This window comes from Pseudomonas sp. TH32 (genome assembly GCF_016650855.1).
Classification (GTDB): domain Bacteria; phylum Pseudomonadota; class Gammaproteobacteria; order Pseudomonadales; family Pseudomonadaceae; genus Aquipseudomonas.
On the sequence record NZ_JAEKFA010000002.1, the window covers coordinates 1,167,306 to 1,184,625 of the forward strand.

A 17,320-nucleotide genomic window follows, 5' to 3' on the forward strand; every position below is an offset into this window, starting at 1 on the left:
CAGGAGAACGGGTGGAGTGATGTGGCGTAGAGAATAAAAATAAGCCTGCGTGAGGCCTGAACATGATGTCTTCAATTGCACAGCGCTGTGATGGGTTCGACCAATGGATCCATCAGATCAATCAGATCTGCGGCGCGTTTGATGCGCAAATCCTGGGGGATGGTTTTTCCGGGCAGATCCGCGAATACCAGAGCGGCGCGCTGAAGCTCAGCTTTGTCGACGCCTGCCAGGCGCGGCTGTTTCGTACCCCCACGCAAATCGCAGCGGGCGAGGGCGGCAAGTACTTTGCGGTGTTCCAGCTCGACGGTACGGCCGGCATGGCCCAGGGCGACAGCAAGGCGCTGTTGCGTGCGGGCGACATCACCCTGATCGATGCCGCGCACCCCAGTGATTTCACCTACAGCGAGAACTCGCGGCAGTTGTCGCTGATCCTGCCGTCGTACCTGGTGGAGCAGACCTTGCGCTTCAACCCGGTCAAATGCGGGCACCGCATCGAGGCGACATCGCCGATGGCGATGCTCTCCCGGCAGCTGATTCTGGAAGCGACCCGCCAGGACAACCTGACCTTGCAGGAAAGTGAAGCGACGCTGGAGGCGATCATCAATTTGTTGCGCCCGGCCATCAGCCAGGCGGGCGAAGGTAGCGACGCCCATGAACGGGTGTTTCGCAAGACCCTGGAGTGCATTGACCAGCACATTCGCTCCGAAGAGCTGTGCCCTGAATGGCTGGCGCGGGAGGTGGGGATGTCGGTGCGCGGGCTGTACCGGATCTTTGCGCGCAAGGGTTTGGTGGTGGCGCGGTACATCAAGAACCGGCGGCTGGATTTGTGTGCCGAGTCGCTGCGCCAGTCCAGGGTGGAGGAGAAGCTTTCGGTGCTGGGGTACTCGTGGGGGTTTTCGGATTCCAGCTACTTTTCGACGGCGTTCAAGTCGCGGTTCGGCATTGCGCCGGGTGAGTATCGCAAGCAACACACCTGAACGGTAGGAGCTGGCTTGCCTGCGATAGCGGAGTGTCAGCTACCCATTCCTGGCTGACCCACCGCTATCGCAGGCAAGCCAGCTCCCACAGGGTTCAGTTGGGCATTCCGTCTTCGATCGCAATCCCTTGCGCCCGCATCTCCTTGATCAACCCCGCCCTTGTGCCCGGCAGATTGAGCATCGCTTTGTGCCGCAACTCAGTGACTTCCTCGGCGCTATAGGGCTTGTAATCCACCGGCGTGCTCTTGCCCGCCATCCCGTCCGGGCGCATCAACCAGTTCAGCAAATCCGCCAGTTGCCCATCGTTCAGCGCCGACTGTGACATCCCCGGCACCCTGACCAAAAATTCCCGGCCTCCCGGCACCTTCAGAAAGTTGCCGACAAACCCGGTCATCCTCGGCGTGTCGTTCGCCGCCGAGCCCATGCCGCTGCCCAGATGGCAGCCGGCACATTGCAGCTGATAGTTGGTCGCCACGCTGTACCCGGCCTGGGCGATGGGCGTTTGCGGCGATTCATTACCTGGTGCGTGCTTCTGGTTCGGATTGGGAATCGCCCGAGCCTGGGCGAGCGGGGCGGCGAAGACACACATCAAGCTCAGCAAAAACAACGTACGCATGACAAGCCTCTTTGCACTGACCTGTGGCGAGGGAGCTTGCTCCCGTTGGGCTGCGCAGCGGCCCCAAGATCTTTGGGAGCGCTTCGCACTCCAGCGGGAGCAAGCTCCCTCGCCACAGGGGTGAGTTAAACCGCGACGCCGCGAATGATCGAGACCGTGCAGTGGTAGATGTGGGATTTGGCCGCCAGGCACCAGTTCACATCGTTGTTGTTGAACGGTCGGTACGCCGGCTCTTCACTGTCGTTACGCGTGCACGCGCACTGGGCGCAGCTTTGCTTACCGCAGCAGTCGTTATAGGAAATGATGTAGTCCTTGCCATCCGCCGGGTTGCGGCAGGTGCCGATCCAGGTCACCTGGGACGCCTCGGTGCCGGGTGGGCAGGACGTCACCGAACCGCCGCAGCAACTGCACAGGAAGCCGTCGATGGAGCAGTAGCGCCAGTAGTCGCAGCTGTTCGGGTCGCCCGGGTCACCGGCTTTCGGGTTATCGGCGGCCAGCGCCTTGCTGGTGCGGTCCAGGGGCAGCAGCAGGGGCAAGGCGGCGCCTGCGACCATCAGCGAACCCATGCGGGCCAACAGTTTGCGCCGTGACGTGGTGTCGGCCAGGCGACGGGTCGAGCGCTCGAATAACAGATCCAGCAATTTCATGAGAGTCTCCCTGCCTTAATCAGTGGCTATGGCCGTGGCTGTGGTCGTGGGGCTGCGGCTGGCTGTTGAGGTATTCCTGCAGCGTGGCGCTTTTCAGGTGTTCGACTTCGAACAGGCTGTCCAGGTGCTCGCGGGAATTGACCAGGCCCTTGGCGCGCAAGGTGCCGCTCTTGTCGATCAGCGCGGCATACGGCAGCTTGCCGATCTGGTAGGTCATGCCGACTTCCGGGCCGACCACGTAGGTGACGTCGTCCAGCTTGTGCTCGGTGATCAGCGCTTGCTGGGCTTCCATGTCGCCGTCACTGATAAACACCACATCAAGGCGGTCAGCCTGCTCCTTGGCGATGGATTTGATCGCCGGCAACAGGGATTTGCAGATCGGGCAGGTCGGCGAGAGGAAGAACAGCAACTGGTTCTTCTCACCGGCATAGCCGAAGTTCACCGGGCGACCCTTACGGTCGGAAGCAGTGACTTGCGGCGCCGGCTCATTCACCGCCACGCCCTTGTCCACCATCAGCGCGCCGGCCGGGGCGATGCGCCCGTGCAGCACACCAATCTGGCGCACCAGGCCCATTACGGCAAACGCCAGTGCCAGCAGCAGGACCCACAGCAGTACGTTGGAAACAATCAGGCCTTCCATTGATCACCTACCAATCAGTTTGAGCAGAAGAGGGGAGTTCGCCAGCAGGCCATCGGCTGCGGCGTAAATCAGCAGCGCGACAGCGCTGGCGGCAACAGTGACGAAGCCGTCGAAAAAACCCAGGTCACGGGCAATCGGCAACACGCTGGCCAGCAGGGCCACGGCCACCAGTGCGCCGTTGCGCAGCAGCAGGATCGGTCGCAACGGCTGCGCCTGGTCGGGCCCGGCGCAACCGCAGTCGATGTCCCGGCGACCGCGCCACAGGTTGATGCCAATCGCCGCGGCGTACAGCGCAATCAGGCCGGCGGCACTGAGGGCTGCCCAGGAACGGGTCGCCGGCACCAGCAACGCAAAGGCAATCACCAGCTCCAGTGCCGGAATCACCCGGGCGCCGGGACGGATCACCGCCTCGGGCAGTAGTTGGTAGTCCGCCAGTTGCCGGGCAAAGCGTGCCGGTGCGCGCAACTTGTGGGTCGCGGCACTGGCCAGCAACACCGCAATGGCGAGGGCGCTGGCAATGATGAAGATCGGGTCGATATGCATGGCCGAACCTCTTTAGTAGCTCATGATCTGGGTTGCGGTCTTCGCAACCTTGGCCATGCTACCGGTGAGTTTGTTGGTCTTCAGGTCGAAGATCTGCAAGCCGCCTTCGACGTCGGCGCCCAGCAACAGGGGCTTGTCGTCGCCGGTGGCCTGCATGCTCCAGACCGGCGTCGGGGCTTCCAGGGTGGCTATCTTCTTCATGGTCTTGAGGTCGTAGGCCCAGATGATAGTGCTGGGGTCTTCCCACTTCATCGGTTCGTGGTTGTCGTGCATCAGTACGTACAGGCGGTTGAGTTTTGGCGCCACGGCCATCAACTGCCAGCCGCCGGGTGCCCAGCCGGTTTTCTTTTCCGCGTCGGTGGTGAGTGACCACGATGGCAGGATTTTCGGGGTGTCGCCGGAGAAATCGACAGGGCGGATGGTGCCGGTGGTGGTGGTGAAGTAGTAGGTGTCACCCACATTCACCGCGCGTTCGTTGAGCTTCTCGGCATTGGGGTCGAAGAAGTGCGTGCGGTTGCGTGAGGTTTCCTGGCCCTGGTCGTTGAGGGTGACCACTTGCAGGCTGCCGTCGCCGCACAATGAGGCGAAGCGGCGAGTGCCGACCGGGTAATTGAGCACGCAGCCCGGGATCGCGATTTCGGCGGTGACGGCGCGGGACTGGGTGTCGACCACGGTGACCGACGTCGACGGGGTGAAGTTGTAGACGTAGACGAAACGGTCATCGCCGCTGGTTTTCAGGCCGTAGCGCTGGGTCAGGGATTCGGCGCGTTTGTTCGGGATCAGCACTTCCCACGACGGCGACAGGCTGGAGCTGTCCCAGGCGGTCAGCACGTCGGTGCGATCGCCACGGGTGCCGCGGGAATAGTAGATATCGGCGCTGTACAGGGTCTTCTGGTCGTGGCTCAGGGCCGAGGGGGCGGCGAAGCCGGTGGGCACCATGCCGAGGACGCGCTTTTTGTCGGGGTCGACGACGGTGACACGGCCGACCACGAAGCTTTCGAACTCGACGTCTACCACGAAGGCGCGGTGGGCTTCCGGCGGGAAGGCCAGGGTGGTCTGGCCGATGGTGTCTGGCGGTAAATCCGCCTGGGCGCTGTTCAAGCCGAGTACAAGCAGGCCCAGACCCAGCGCTGACTGTACGTTGATCCTGTTGCTTCGCATTAGGGGCACTCCCTGAATTATTGTGTTTTGCTAATCGCGGGTGCTTTGGCAGATTCTTGCAAGCGGATTCTGCCTTGTGGGGGGATTGCAAGAATTGTTGTGGCTGCCAAGTGGTTGTGTGTCTGTGCCAATGGTTTGGGGTGGGGTGTATATCCGTTATTTGGGTGATGGCTTCGATGGGTTCCGCTCTTACAGCGGCTCACTTTTGAAAGGAGCCCAAAAGTAACCAAAAGGCTCTTGCCCCACCACTCGGCACCTCGCCTAGGCTCGGTGTTCCCTCACTCCGGCTTTGGACCGTGGGCCGCCGCGATGGGCCATCCTTGGCCCAGCGCGGCTAACCCGGCGTCCTGCCGGGTTACCCACGCTCCAAAGCCTGCGTTCGGCCAGCGTGGTTTAACGGGGCGCCCAAGATCAAGATCAAAAGCAGATCAAGAGCACAGCGGCCTACAGGCCGGCTTGAGTGGTGTGAAGCAAAGGCAAAAGCAAAATCAAAATCTAAAGCGGGCACGGTCAAATGTGGGAGCTGGCTTGCCTGCGATGGCATCACCTCGGTGCATCTGAAAAACCGAGTTGTCTGCATCGCAGGCAAGCCAGCTCCCACAGAAAAGCAGAGCTGCATTAGTTTCAGATTTGGTTTTCGCTTTTGATCTGGCTTCTACCACTCAAGCCGGCCTGTAGGCCGCTGTGCTCTTGCTTTTGATCTTGATCTGGCTCTGACTGCCCCAATAAGCCCGAGGCCGAACGCAGGGATTGAGGAGCGGGTAAACCGGCAGGACGCCGGTTTAGCCGCGACGGGGCAGGGACGCCCCGTCGCGGCGGCCCGCGGAACAATGCCGGAGTGAGGGAACACCGAGCCTTAGCGAGGTGCCGACAGGCGGGGCAGAGCGCTTTGGTTACTTTGCCGCTTTTGCAAAGTGACTCGCTGTAAGAGCGAAACCCTAAGCCGCCGTTACCCAAATAACGGATATGCCCCCAATCTCACGCCCCCACCAACGGCAGTGAAAAACTGAAAACCGCCCCACACGGCTCAAGATTCTGCGCCCAGATATCCCCATGATGCCGACCAATAATATTCTTGCACAACGCCAACCCAATCCCGTTACCACCCACCTTCGACGAAAAGAACCCGTCAAAGATTTTCTCCCGCGCCACCGCCTGAATCCCACGCCCACAATCCTCGACACTCAACCGCGCCACGCCTCCATCCCGACAGGCATGCAACCGCAGCACCCGACGCTCAAGGGGCAGCTCACTCATCTCTTCGATGGCATTGAACGCCAGGTTCAGAATCACCTGTCCAATCAGCACTCTCTCGCACTGCACCATCAGCGGCTCCGCGCTCGGGATGATCTCCAGCCGCACCTGGCCGGGCTCGGCCCGCAGGCTGATGAAGTACCGGGTCTCGTGCAGCAACTCATTCAAGTCCACCAACTCGGCACTCTGCTCCAGCTTGACCACATAATCACGCACACTCTTGATGATCAATGAAGCGTGCTCCACCTGCCGCACGGCACTTTGCAGCCCCCAGTTCACCCCCTGGTCGGCACTGTGGGTATCACCCAGGCGAATCAACACCCCTTCGATAAAATTGCGAGTGGCCGCCAGCGGCTGGCTCAGCTCATGGGCAATCGCCACGGCCATCTCGCCCATGGCGTTATAGCGCGCCAGATATTCAAGCTGCTGCTCGCTGACACGCCGGGCTTCCTCAGCGCGGATCAGGTCGCGCTTGACCTTGTCCTCCCGGGAAATATCGCGGAACTGCACCATCAGCACATCGCGCCCGTCCAGGTGCACCAGCGTCGCAACAGCTTCCGAAAGAATCTCCACACCGGCCTTGGAGCGGTAACACCATTCGATGGTGCGCTGGCCGCTGCGGGCCGCGCGTTCCAGCCAGCGCAGGCCGATGGACCGCTTGTACTTCGGCGCATCGCGGGTCATGTCCGGGGCTTTCAGCGGGATCAGTTCTTCCAGGGTAAAACCCAGTGCCGACAGCGCGGCGGTGTTGGCCCAGAGGATGTCCTTGCTCTGCGCATCATGAAGGATGGTGCAGATCGGCATGGCTTCGATCAGGGTGTGGAAATCATGGTGATTGGGTTGATACATCGCGTAGCCCTTGGCGGTGGAGGGGACGACTACAGTGGCAAGTTATACCGGTTTGCCTGCGCGGGCACGCTCAGAAGTTATCGGGGGCGCACTAGGGGATTTCTTTAGCCGGGGGGCTGCACGCCCCAATAGTTGACGGTGGATGGGCTTTTTACACTGGGCCCATCAACGCCGGCCACGGCGTCCATAACAACGACAACGGAGAAAGCCCATGCTGCGTTCGGCCCTCGTGCAACCAGACGCTTTACCCGACGTGCAGCCCGCGCTGTTCCAGCAGGTGCTGGACGAGGTGCGCCAGCGCCGCGATGAGTTCGATGCCGGCTCCCATGTGCCACGGGACATGATCGAACGCTTCAAGCAGGTGGGCATCTACCGGGCCGCCACGCCGCGTTGTTTCGGCGGCGATGCCCTGGCCCCGGCGACTTTTTTGCAGATGATCGAGCGTATTGCCGAAGCCGACGGTTCGGCCGGCTGGGTCGCCAGTTTCGGCAGCGCCGGGGTGTACCTGGCAGCCTTGCCCAAGGAGACCCTCGCCGAGCTGTATGCCGACAGCCCCGACCTGGTGTTTGCCGGTGGATTGTTCCCGTTGCAGCCGGCAGAAACCGTCGACGGCGGCTGGCAGGTCAACGGCACCTGGAAGTTTGCCAGCGGCTGCAAAGGCGCCGATCTGCTAGGCGTAGGCATCGGTGCTGCGGGCGGCAAGCCACGCACCGCCGTGTTCAAGCCAGGCCAGGTGGAAATCATCGAAAACTGGGACGTGGTCGGCCTCAAGGGCACCGGCAGCCATGACCTGCGCGTCACCGACCAATACGTCGACGAGCGCTGGACGTTCATCCGTGGTGGCGCCGCCACCGTCGATGAGCCGCTGTTCCGTTACCCGTCGATCGCCTACGCCGCCCAGGTGCTGGCGGTGGTCAACCTGGGCCTGGCCCGGGCCGCCCTCGATGAAATCAGCGCCATGGCCAGCGGCAGCGGCATCACCGGCGCGCCGAAGCTGGCGGACCGCGCCTACGTGCGCATCGAAATCGCCAAGGCCGAAGCCCGGCTGAGCGCCGCCCGTGGCTTCTTCTACGGCGCCACCGAACAAGTGTGGAACTCGATCCTCGCCGGCAACCCGGTCACGCCCGAGCAAACCAGCCTGCTGCGCCTGACCGCCATACATGTGTCCCAGGCCGGCGCCGCCGTGGTGCAGAGCGCCTACAGCCTGGCGGGCACCACCGCGATTTACCTGTGCCACCCGCTGCAACGCTACCTGCGCGACGCCATGGTGGTCACCCAGCACGCCTTCCTCAGCGAAGGCCTGTACGACGGCGCGGGCTCGGTGTTCCTCGGCGTTCCGCCATTCCCTGGCTACATCTGACTTTCAAGGATCAACCCATGTCCCAAACCACTCAAGAACCGCTGCGCGTTGTGTTTTGCATCGGCATCACCCAGAACTTTTTCGACCTGCCCACCGGCGAAGGCCTGAGCGTGTGGAAAGGCTTCAGCCAGATGATGGGCGACCTCGGCGCCATGCCGGGCATCAACGTGCTCGGGGCGATGGATGACGACCGCTTGATGGTCGGCCCGTCGACCACCTCGCCGTGGACCGTCTACATCATGGCCGACGTGGATTGCCACCAGTCGGTGATTGACGCCTGCAACCTGTTCCGCACCACGCCGGTGGGTGAATACAGCCTGTGGCGCTACGCCAGGATCGAGGCGCGTATCGGCCGGCCGCTGACCATCCCCGACGCGGCCAGGGTGTGAGCCATGGACCTGTTGCAGCGTCTTGAGACCCTTGAAGGGGAGAGCCAGGTCCGGCGCTTGATGGCGCGCTACATGGACCTGTGCGACGTGCCCCGGGCGGCGACGAACGTCCGCGAGTTGGCCGGGTTGTTCACCGTGGATGCGGTCTGGGAAGGCATTGGCACAGCAACTGCGCAAACCTTCGGCCAGCACCGGGGGCGTGACGCGGTGGCGGCGTTTGTCGGCAGCTACCTGCCGCCGTCCGAGCACTTCGCGCTGAACCTGCATTACCTCACCAGCGAGTCGATCCAGGTGGACGGCAGCACGGCTAAGGGGCAGTGGATCATGCAGCAGATTTCCACCTACGCCGACCAGCGCAGCGAGTTGTTCGGCACGCGGCTGAACATCGATTTTCGTCGTGTGGACGGCACCTGGCTGATCGCGCATTTCCGCACGCAGCGCCTGTTCAATACCGTATTGGGGGTAAACCCATGAGTACCTTCGTCAGCGAATTTTTACTCGGTGGCAGCGGTAAACGCGTGGCCATCAAGGACTCCATCGACATCGCCGGGCACCCGACCCGTTCCGGCAGTCGCGCCTTTGCCGACGCATCGCCCGCGACCCGGCATGCGGATGTGGTGCAGTTGGCGCTCGACGCCGGCTGGCAGATCGTCGGCAAGACCAACCTGCATGAACTGGCATTTGGCGTCACCGGTATCAACGACTGGAGTGGTACGCCGATCAATCCCCAGGCGCCTGACCGGGTGCCGGGCGGTTCGTCCAGCGGTTCGGCGGCGGCGGTTGCGGCAGGCCTGGCGGATATCGCCATCGGCACCGACACCGGCGGCTCGGTGCGGGTGCCGGCGGCGTGCTGCGGGATTGCCGGGTTGAAACCGACTTACGGGCGAGTCAGCCGGGTGGGCGCCCAACCGGCAATGTCCAGCCTCGACTGTGTCGGGCCGTTTGCCGCGAACATGCAGGACCTGATTGAAGCGATGCAGGTGATTTGCCCGGGCTTCGAGCCGCAGGCTGCACCGACTGGCAGTGCTCATGTGGGCTTTCTGGATGTGGCCTGTGAGCCCTGGCTGAAGGCGAGCCTGATGGCCGCCGTCGACGCTGCCGGCTGGCGTCAACAGCGCTTGCACCTGGACGATTTCGATGCGGCGTTCGGCGCCGGCCTGACGGTGATCAATGTCGAAAACTGGGCGGCCTTCGGTCACCTCACCGGCAAGGGCCTGATCGGTGCCGACGTCGAACAACGCCTGCTCGCCGCCAGCCGCACCAGCGCCGCTGATTTGGCCCAGGCCGAAGCCGTACGCACCCGTTTCAGTCACCAGGTGGATGCCGCGCTCGAAACGTTTTCCGTGTTGCTGTTGCCAACCCTGCCAGACCTGCCACCGACCCTGGCCGAAGCCCGCAACGGCAGCCAGGCCGTGGCCGGCATGACGCCGCTGGTGCGACCCTTCAACCTCAGCGGCCACCCGGCGCTGACGGTGCCGGTCACCCTGGTCGACAGCGGGCTGAAGGTGGGCCTGCAGATTGTCGGCCGCAAGGGCCAGGACGAATGGGTGTGTGCCCTCGGCGCACAACTGCAGCAGAGCATCACGGCTCACCAATAAGAACAACGCCTTGAGGAGGGCTCCATGAGTACCCATGAATACCGGCTGATTGCCAAATCCAAGAGCCTCGACGAACTGGTCAGGCACGACCGCGTCGATGTCTCGCTGTACAACGACCCGGCGCTGTTCGAAGCTGAACTGGAAAAGATCTTCTACCGCACCTGGGTCTGGGTCGCCCATGAAAGCGAAGTGCGCAACAGCGGCGACTTCAAGACCGCCACCATCGGCCGCCGCCCGGTGATCGTGGTGCGCGACAAGAAAGGCGCGATCAACGTGCTGGAGAACCGTTGCCGCCACCGTGGCGCCACGGTCTGCGAAAAGCACAAGGGCAACGCCACCGGCTTCACCTGCCCGTATCACAGCTGGTCCTATGGTTTGGACGGCAAGCTGCGAGCGCTGCCGTACCCGGATGGCTACGAAGGCATCCTGGAGAAATCCGAGTTGCCCCTGACCAGCCTGCGGGTCGACAGCTACGCCGGGATGGTATTTGCCAGCTACAACGACGACATCGAGCCATTGGCCGACTTCCTCGGCGGCGCCAAACACTGGATGGACCTGTTCATGAAGCAGGGCGCCGGCTACCCGATCAAGACCCAGGGCGAACACAAATTCAGCTTCAAGGGCAACTGGAAGATCCAGCTGGAAAACACCACCGACGGCTATCACTTCCCCATCGTGCACAAGTCGTTCATGTCGTCGGTGGATGCCGAAACTTCGGAAATGCTTTCGTTCATGACCGACGAGCAAGCCGTCACCCATTCCCTGGGCAATGGCCACAGCGTGATGGTGATGGTGCCCGAGCATGTCGACCTGGACCACGATGACGGTACCGAGCAGTTGCAGGAGCGCTTCGCCCACGTCACCGAAGAACTGTCGAAAACCATGGAGCCGGCCCAGGTGCGGCGCATCGTGCGTTCACTGCATGGCGCCGGGTTCAACCTGAACCTGTTTCCCAACGTCGCCATGTCGATGTCGTTCTTCCGCGTGCTGCGGCCGGTGTCGGTCACCGAGACCGAAATCCGCCACGTCGCCCTCGGCATGGACGGCGGCCCGCAGATTGCCAACCGTGAGCGCCTGCGCATCCACGAACACTTCCAGGGCCCGTTCGGCTTTGGCAGCCCCGATGACGCCGAGGCCTGGGACCGGGTGCAACGCGGTTCGTATGCCGGCGTGGACGCGCCGATCCTGGTCAACCGCGGCCTGAACCGCGAAGTGCTGGCCGACAACGGCGACAAGGTGTCCCACGCCACCGATGAAGGCGGCATGCGCGGGGCCTATGACATGTGGAAAAGGATGATGAGCCAATGAACACGCTGACTGGTTTTACTGCACCGCTGGCCCAGGCCATCGAATTCATCTGGCGTGAAGCCGAACTGCTGGACCACAAGGACTATGTGCAATGGGCGGCGTTGTGGAGCGAGAGCGGGCGCTATGTCGTGCCGATCGACCCGGACACCGACGATTTTGAAGCCAGCCTCAACTACGCCTACGACGACGCGCGCCTGCGTGATTTGCGGATTGAACGGCTGACGGCGGGGTATTCGCCGTCGGCGGTGGATGCGGCGAAAACCGTGCGCAGCGTGTCGCGATTCACGCTGGTGGAAGCGGCGGGAGAGGTGGTGGAGGTCAACTGTGCGCAGTTGCTCTATGCCTACAAGCGCGGGGTGCACACGCCGTTCGTGGCCGACCTGAATTACCGCATTCGCTTCAGCGCCGGCACGGCGACCCTGGAGCGCAAGGTGGTGCGGCTGATCAACTCCACCGACAGCTTGAGTGCACTCGGCTTTCTGTTGTAAGCAAGATCCAAACAACGACACAAAACCAATGTGGGAGCGGGCTTGCTGTGTTGAGCGGGCTTACTGTGGTGAGCGGGCTTGCCCCGCGCTGGGCTGCGAAGCAGCCCCATCAATCTGTGGTGAACCCGACGGGGGACAAGCCCCCTCACCACAGCAAGCCCGCTCCCACAGTTGAGATGAGGACATTCTGATGAACCGTACTGTACTGGTGACTGGCGCCTCCCGTGGCCTCGGCGAATGCATCGCCCGGCGCCTGCACGCCGCCGGCTACCGCGTGGGCCTCGCAGATGTGCGCCTGGACGGCGTGCAGCGGCTGGCTTCTGAACTCGACACCAGCGGCGAAACGGCCGTCGCCATCGAGCTGGATGTGCGCAGCAAAACCGATTTTATCCGCGCCCGGGATCTGCTGTCGGAGCGTTGGGGCGGCACCGATATCCTGGTGAACAACGCCGGGGTGTCGAAAGTCGCGGCGCTGATGGACATCACGCCCGAGGAGTTCGACGAGTCGATGGCGATCAACCTGCGGGGCACGTTCGTGGCCTGCCAGGTGTTCGGCGCGCACTTCGCCGAGCGGGGGTTTGGGCGCATCGTCAACATCGCCTCCCTGGCCGGCCAGAACGGCGGCACCGCCACCGGCGCGCATTACGCGGCGGCCAAAGGCGGCGTGGCCACGCTTACCAAGGTCTTCGCCCGTGAACTGGCGCCCCGGGGTGTGACGGTCAACAGCATCTCGCCAGGCCCGCTGGACTTGCCAGTGGTGCACGAAACCGTGGCCCCGGAGCGCCTGGAGCAGATCCTCAAGATCATCCCCACGGGCACCCTCGGCGACCCGCACACCATCGCCGATACCGTGCTGCTGTTGATTGCCGACCATGCCGCTTCGGTAACGGGTGCGTGCTGGGACATCAACGGCGGCCTGTTCATGCGCTAGTCACCCCTGTGTTGAGGGGGCTTGCCCCCCGTTGGGGTGCGAAGCGCCCCCAAGAGAGTGGGCCTGCTGCGCAGGCCAACGGGAGCAAGCTCCCTCGCCACAGGAATAGCGTTCAACCGAAACAACTGTATTCAGGTGCTGCAATGATGAAGGTGAAGATCGAACGCATCGTCGACGAAGCGCTGGATATCCGTTCCTTTCGCCTCGTGCGCAGTGACGGCCAGCCCCTCGACAGTTATGAACCGGGGGCTCATGTGGACCTCACCGGGCCCACCGGCGTCACCCGCCAATATTCCCTGTGCAGCCCGCCCCACGATGGCCGCGCGTACCTGGTGGCAGTGAAGAAGGAAGCGCAATCCCGGGGCGGCTCCCTGGCCCTGCACGAGCAGGTGCAAGAGGGCATGGAGCTGGAGATGGGCGCGCCGCGCAACCTGTTCCGCCTCGACCCCGAAGCGCCGGCCCATGCGCTGTTTGCCGCCGGTATCGGGGTGACGCCGCTGTTGAGCATGGCCTATCGACTGGCCGACAGTGGCCAGCCGTGGCGCCTGCACTATTTTGCACGTTCGGCGCAGTACGCGGCGTTTACCCAACTGCTGGCCGATACGTTCGGCGAGCATGTGCAGTTTCACTATGGCGTCGAACCGGGCGCACTGGATGCGGCCTTGAGCGGCTGTCTGGAACAGGCCGGTGATGCGGCCCACGTCTACACCTGCGGCCCGGCGCCGTTCATGAACAAGGTGGTGGAAGTCGCCGCGCGCAGCCGTCCCGGGGAGGCGATTCACCTGGAGCACTTCCAGGCCGACCCGGCGGCGAACGCCGGGCCCAGTGGTGGTTTTGAAGTACAGCTGGCCAGCTCCGGCGTGGTGCTGAAGATTCCGCCAAATACCAGCCTGGTGGACGTGTTGCAGGCCCACGGTTGCGACATCGACACCGAGTGCCGCGAAGGCATCTGCGGCACCTGCATTGTCGAGGTGCTGGAGGGCGTGCCCGAGCATCGTGACCACTGCCTGTCGACCAAGGAAAAGGCCGCCAACCGGCAGATTTGCGCGTGTGTTTCGCGGGCGGTTTCCGCTCGTCTGGTATTGGATATTTGATCGGCAGTGCCAGTAAGATTGCTTGGACCAAAAAAATAAAAAACGTGAGGCCTTGCGGTCATGATGAGTTCAACGGTGCAACGTAACGAATCGTTCGAGCGTTGGTTACATCAGGTCAATCAGGCCTGTGGACGCTTCGATGCCCGTGCCCTGGGCACGGACTTCTATGGCGAATTGAGCGAGTTCCGCAGCGGCGCGATCAAGCTCAGTGTGGTCGACATGGCCCATGTGCACCTGTATCGCAGCAGCAAGGAAGTCAGCACCGGCAACGAGGGGCACTACTACGCGGTGTTCCAGTTGCAGGGCAGCGCGCAACTGGAGCAGGGCGACAACCGGGCGCAACTGGGCTGTGGCGACATCGCCCTGATCGACGCCTGCCGCCCCAGCGACATGACCTACCACGACAACGCCCGGCAACTGTCGCTGATCCTGCCGCGCCAGGTGGTGGAGCGTGGTTCGCACTTCAACGCCGTCAACTGCGCGACGCGGATCTCGGCCCACACGCCGTTGGCGGTAATGGCCCGCCAGATGGTGCTCGACGCCCGCCAGCAAAACGACCTGGGCATGCAGGAAAGCGAAGCGGTGCTGGACGCGCTGGTGAGCCTGTTGCTGCCGGGGATCAGCGCCCGGGACAACGGCGTGGACACCCAGGAACGGCAGTTTCGCAAAACCATCGCCTACATCGACGCGCACATCGGTGCCGAAGAACTCTGCCCCGAGCTGATCGCCCGGGAAGTCGGGGTGTCGGTGCGCGGGTTGTACCGGATGTTCTCCAAGCGCGGGCTGGTGGTGGCGCAATACATCAAGCACCGGCGCCTGGATTTCTGCGCCGAAACCCTGCGCCATTCGCCGGCGGAGCAGAAGCTCTCGGCGCTGTGTTATGCCTGGGGCTTCTCCGATTCCAGCTACTTCTCATCGGCGTTCAAGTCGCGCTTCGGCGTGTCGCCGGGGGAGTACCGCAAGCGCTATAGCCATCATTGATGCGTGCCGCTCCCGGACCTGGAATGCATTTTCCTGTGGGAGCCGGGCTTGCCCGCGATGCAGGCCACTCGGTCTGACAGGCACACCGCCGCGATCCCATCGCAGCCTCGCTAAAGCTCGACAGCTCCCACATTGGAATGAGGTCAACTGTGGGAGCTGGCTTGCCTGCGATGCAGGCCACTCGATACCCCAGGCTCACCGCAGCGATCCCTTCGCAGCCTCGCCAAGGCTCGACAGCTCCCACATTCAATCATCGCGCGCTACGGATACAACACCTCGCGGACCAGCATGGCAATGCTGGTCACGCCCATCTTTTCCTTGATCTTGGTGCGGTGCACGTCAACGGTCTTCACGCTGATGTTCAGCTCGCGGGCAATCACTTTGCTCGCCTTGCCATCCACCACCAGCATCAACACTTCCCGCTCCCGGCTCGTCAGCAACGCCAGCTTGCCTTGCAGGTGCTCGCGCTGTTCCTGGTCGGCCTGGGCCTGTACGGCGGTCTTCAGCGCGGCCTGGATGCGGTCGATCATCTGTTGCGGGTTATAGGGCTTCTCGACGAAGTCCAGCGCGCCGTTTTTCATCGCGGTGACCGACATCGGGATGTCGCCGTGGGCCGACACGAAGATAGTCGGCAGGGTGCTCCCGCGCCGGTTGAGGATCTCCTGCAACTGGAAGCCGCTGGTCTGCGGCATGCGCACATCCAGCACCAGGCATGCGGGTTGGCGCGGGTCGTAGTGTTCGAGGAACTCTTCGGCCCCGGCGAAGCATTGCGCCTTTACGCTGACTGACTCCAGCAGCCAGGCCAGTGAGGTACGCAGGTCTTTGTCGTCATCAACGATGTAAACGATCGGTGTGCGATTTTCCATCAGGGACTGCCACGAGAATTTCTAATTATTGTTTTCGCACGCAGGCACGCAGCGGCGGACATTGGCTCATCCAAGGAGCCTTGCAGGCAGAATACCCAGTGTGAACGGCCCTGACGATAAAGAAACCACCTAGTCGGCATGGGGATCGTCTGAATGGCCGCACCCCACGGGGCGGCTTAGTCTGGTTGCATCACCCACGGACCGTAAAGGGGCACCGACATGGCCGACCTGAGCCAGCAGCAAATCGACTTTCGCAACGCCATGGCGCAACTGCCGGCCGCGGTGAACATCATCACCACCAACGGCCCGGGCGGGCGTTGCGGGATCACGGCGAGTGCCGTGTGTTCGGTGACGGATTCGCCGCCCACGGTGCTGGTGTGCGTGAACCGAGGCAGCGCGACCCATGATGTGTTCCGCACCAATGGGCAGTTGTGCGTGAACGTGCTGTGCGGCGAGCAGGAAGAGCTGGCGCGGCATTTTGCCGGGATGACCCAGGTGCCCATGGCGGAACGGTTTGCCTGGGACCTGTGGGACGGCGGCGAGGCAGGCGTGCCGGTGCTGCGGGATGCGCTGGTGCAACTGGAAGGGCGGATCAGTGAATGCAAGGAAGTGGGCTCGCATTCGGTGATGTTCGTGGAGTTGTCGCGGGTCGGGGTGCGGGGGCAGGGCGACAGCCTGGTGTACTTCAATCGGCTGTTTCACCGGATTGAATATGCTGGCGCCCATTGCTGAAGGACAACTCGATCGTTCCCACGCGGAGCGTGGGAACGATCAGGGTCAGATGCGGAAGCTGCCCACCAGTTGATTCAATCGTTGCGCCTCACGCTCAAGCTCGGTACAGGCCTGCAGCGTCGACTGCAGGTTTTCCACCCCGGCCTGGTTCAGCATATTGATTTCGGTAATGTCCACATTCAACGCTTCCACCACCGACGTCTGCTCCTCGGTCGCCGCCGCCACCGACTGGTTGACGTTATCAATCTCGCCAATGCGCAACGTCACACTGGCCAGCCGCGTGCCCGCCAGGTTGGCAATGCTGACGCTTTCCTCGCTGTGCTGTTGGCTCTCGGTCATGGTGCTGACGGATTCCCGGGCGCCTACTTGCAGCTCTTCGATCATCTGCTGAATCTCCAGCGCCGATTCCTGGGTGCGATAGGCCAGGCTGCGCACCTCATCGGCCACCACCGCAAACCCGCGTCCGGCTTCACCGGCCCGGGCGGCTTCAATGGCGGCGTTCAGCGCCAGCAGGTTGGTCTGTTGGGAGATGCCCTTGATCACTTCGAGGATCTGCCCGATGTTCACCGTCTTGTGATTCAGCGCATCGATATGCACGCACGAGGCACTGATCTTGCCCGACAGTTCATTCATCACCGCAATCGTGCGCTCCACCACCTGGCGCCCGTCCTCGGCCTGGTGTCGGGCGCCGGAGGCTTGTTGCGAGGCGTCGGAAGCATTGCGGGCGATTTCCTGGGCGGCGGCGCCCAGCTCATTGATCGCCGCCGCGACGCTGTTGGTGCGGGTGGCCTGTTCGTCGAAGTTGTTCAGCGAGGAGTTCGACGCTAACAACACGCGCTTGACCACCTGGTTGACCCCAAGCCCTGCCGACGACACTTCGCGGATC

Annotated in this window: 19 protein-coding genes; 11 read left to right on the top strand and 8 right to left on the bottom strand. The window is 62.9% G+C overall.

Annotated features, from left to right (window positions below; translation table 11 throughout):
• Positions 1 to 62 precede the first annotated feature (62 nt).
• The gene (feaR, locus tag JFV30_RS09095; RefSeq protein ID WP_169387960.1) at positions 63 to 977 is read left to right on the top strand and encodes a transcriptional regulator FeaR; all 915 of its coding nucleotides are present in this window, start codon (positions 63 to 65) and stop codon (positions 975 to 977) included.
• A gap of 94 nt (positions 978 to 1,071) precedes the next feature.
• Here feaR (JFV30_RS09095) and JFV30_RS09100 read toward each other — a convergent pair whose 3' ends face one another.
• The 6 genes from JFV30_RS09100 to JFV30_RS09125 form a co-directional block, all read right to left on the bottom strand.
• Positions 1,072 to 1,593: a cytochrome C gene (locus JFV30_RS09100; protein WP_201123175.1), complete on the bottom strand. Its 522-nt coding sequence runs from the start codon at positions 1,591 to 1,593 to the stop codon at positions 1,072 to 1,074.
• A gap of 125 nt (positions 1,594 to 1,718) precedes the next feature.
• Complete coding sequence (locus JFV30_RS09105) at positions 1,719 to 2,240, bottom strand: methylamine dehydrogenase light chain (RefSeq protein WP_003208877.1); 522 nt, start codon at positions 2,238 to 2,240, stop codon at positions 1,719 to 1,721.
• Positions 2,241 to 2,259: 19 nt separating this feature from the next.
• Positions 2,260 to 2,880, bottom strand: a complete 621-nt coding sequence (mauD, locus tag JFV30_RS09110; RefSeq protein ID WP_169387962.1) for a methylamine dehydrogenase accessory protein MauD — start codon at positions 2,878 to 2,880, stop codon at positions 2,260 to 2,262.
• A 3-nt stretch (positions 2,881 to 2,883) separates the two neighbouring features.
• Positions 2,884 to 3,423 (bottom strand): MauE/DoxX family redox-associated membrane protein, encoded by a 540-nt coding sequence (locus JFV30_RS09115; RefSeq protein ID WP_201123177.1) that lies wholly within the window; start codon positions 3,421 to 3,423, stop codon positions 2,884 to 2,886.
• Positions 3,424 to 3,435: 12 nt separating this feature from the next.
• A complete protein-coding gene (locus tag JFV30_RS09120) occupies positions 3,436 to 4,584 on the bottom strand; it encodes an amine dehydrogenase large subunit (protein WP_201123178.1) in 1,149 nt (382 codons plus the stop codon).
• A 978-nt stretch (positions 4,585 to 5,562) separates the two neighbouring features.
• Positions 5,563 to 6,687 (bottom strand): sensor histidine kinase, encoded by a 1,125-nt coding sequence (locus JFV30_RS09125; RefSeq protein ID WP_201123180.1) that lies wholly within the window; start codon positions 6,685 to 6,687, stop codon positions 5,563 to 5,565.
• A gap of 211 nt (positions 6,688 to 6,898) precedes the next feature.
• Between JFV30_RS09125 and JFV30_RS09130 the strand changes: the two genes are divergently transcribed.
• The 9 genes from JFV30_RS09130 to feaR (JFV30_RS09170) all read left to right on the top strand — a co-directional run bounded on the left by JFV30_RS09130 (position 6,899) and on the right by feaR (JFV30_RS09170) (position 14,836).
• Positions 6,899 to 8,047: an acyl-CoA dehydrogenase family protein gene (locus JFV30_RS09130; RefSeq protein WP_201123182.1), complete on the top strand. Its 1,149-nt coding sequence runs from the start codon at positions 6,899 to 6,901 to the stop codon at positions 8,045 to 8,047.
• A gap of 17 nt (positions 8,048 to 8,064) precedes the next feature.
• Positions 8,065 to 8,436 carry a hypothetical protein gene (locus tag JFV30_RS09135; RefSeq protein ID WP_201123183.1) on the top strand — a complete coding sequence of 124 codons (372 nt, stop codon included), beginning with the start codon at positions 8,065 to 8,067 and terminating at the stop codon, positions 8,434 to 8,436.
• A gap of 3 nt (positions 8,437 to 8,439) precedes the next feature.
• Positions 8,440 to 8,910 (top strand): nuclear transport factor 2 family protein, encoded by a 471-nt coding sequence (locus tag JFV30_RS09140; RefSeq protein ID WP_201123185.1) that lies wholly within the window; start codon positions 8,440 to 8,442, stop codon positions 8,908 to 8,910.
• Complete coding sequence (locus tag JFV30_RS09145) at positions 8,907 to 10,034, top strand: amidase (protein WP_201123187.1); 1,128 nt, start codon at positions 8,907 to 8,909, stop codon at positions 10,032 to 10,034. Before JFV30_RS09140 ends, JFV30_RS09145 begins: the two co-directional genes overlap by 4 nt.
• A 24-nt stretch (positions 10,035 to 10,058) precedes the next feature.
• Complete coding sequence (locus tag JFV30_RS09150; protein WP_201123189.1) at positions 10,059 to 11,342, top strand: aromatic ring-hydroxylating oxygenase subunit alpha; 1,284 nt, start codon at positions 10,059 to 10,061, stop codon at positions 11,340 to 11,342.
• Positions 11,339 to 11,830, top strand: coding sequence for an aromatic-ring-hydroxylating dioxygenase subunit beta (locus tag JFV30_RS09155; protein WP_010173600.1), 492 nt, complete (start codon positions 11,339 to 11,341; stop codon positions 11,828 to 11,830). Before JFV30_RS09150 ends, JFV30_RS09155 begins: the two co-directional genes overlap by 4 nt.
• A 190-nt stretch (positions 11,831 to 12,020) precedes the next feature.
• Positions 12,021 to 12,761, top strand: coding sequence for an SDR family NAD(P)-dependent oxidoreductase (locus JFV30_RS09160; RefSeq protein ID WP_201123190.1), 741 nt, complete (start codon positions 12,021 to 12,023; stop codon positions 12,759 to 12,761).
• Positions 12,762 to 12,904: 143 nt separating this feature from the next.
• Complete coding sequence (locus tag JFV30_RS09165; RefSeq protein ID WP_201123192.1) at positions 12,905 to 13,855, top strand: PDR/VanB family oxidoreductase; 951 nt, start codon at positions 12,905 to 12,907, stop codon at positions 13,853 to 13,855.
• A gap of 60 nt (positions 13,856 to 13,915) precedes the next feature.
• A complete protein-coding gene (gene feaR / locus JFV30_RS09170; RefSeq protein WP_169387973.1) occupies positions 13,916 to 14,836 on the top strand; it encodes a transcriptional regulator FeaR in 921 nt (306 codons plus the stop codon).
• Between the two features lie 260 nt (positions 14,837 to 15,096).
• Here feaR (JFV30_RS09170) and JFV30_RS09175 read toward each other — a convergent pair whose 3' ends face one another.
• Complete coding sequence (locus tag JFV30_RS09175) at positions 15,097 to 15,702, bottom strand: response regulator transcription factor (protein WP_010173591.1); 606 nt, start codon at positions 15,700 to 15,702, stop codon at positions 15,097 to 15,099.
• Between the two features lie 219 nt (positions 15,703 to 15,921).
• Here JFV30_RS09175 and hpaC point away from each other — a divergent pair, with 219 nt between their 5' ends.
• Positions 15,922 to 16,434 (top strand): 4-hydroxyphenylacetate 3-monooxygenase, reductase component, encoded by a 513-nt coding sequence (gene hpaC / locus JFV30_RS09180; RefSeq protein WP_201123194.1) that lies wholly within the window; start codon positions 15,922 to 15,924, stop codon positions 16,432 to 16,434.
• Between the two features lie 45 nt (positions 16,435 to 16,479).
• Here the strand turns inward: hpaC and JFV30_RS33600 are convergent, their stop codons facing one another.
• Positions 16,480 to 17,310 carry a methyl-accepting chemotaxis protein gene (locus JFV30_RS33600; protein WP_442962339.1) on the bottom strand — a complete coding sequence of 277 codons (831 nt, stop codon included), beginning with the start codon at positions 17,308 to 17,310 and terminating at the stop codon, positions 16,480 to 16,482.
• Between the last annotated feature and the right edge of the window lie 10 nt (positions 17,311 to 17,320).